At 45.6% G+C, this 206-nt stretch carries 1 protein-coding gene; it reads right to left on the minus strand.

The genetic code is table 11. From position 1 onward, the window contains the following. Positions 1 to 201: DUF84 family protein (locus MRS74_RS23940; RefSeq protein ID WP_368671332.1), on the minus strand; the 201-nt coding region annotated here is incomplete at its 3' end. Positions 202 to 206 lie beyond the last annotated feature (5 nt).

A 206-nucleotide genomic window follows, 5' to 3' on the forward strand; every position in this document is an offset into this window, starting at 1 on the left:
TGGAAGCATTAGACTCGCGCTTCTTGATTCGCCCGTCTGTGTCTCTGTTTCAATAATCATCCATGCAAACGTGGAATGCCCATCTAAACCAGCTTCAATCCCAACATAGAAATCACCGTCTTTGATGGTTTTCTTGGCATTGTGAACTCGTGTTTTAGCACCAAGATGAGTTTCATCATTGCTCATAGGTTGCTCGGCCACGCCAC

The sequence above is a fragment of the Marinobacterium sedimentorum genome, assembly GCF_024267675.1.
In the GTDB taxonomy this organism is placed as follows: domain Bacteria; phylum Pseudomonadota; class Gammaproteobacteria; order Pseudomonadales; family Balneatricaceae; genus Marinobacterium_A; species Marinobacterium_A sedimentorum.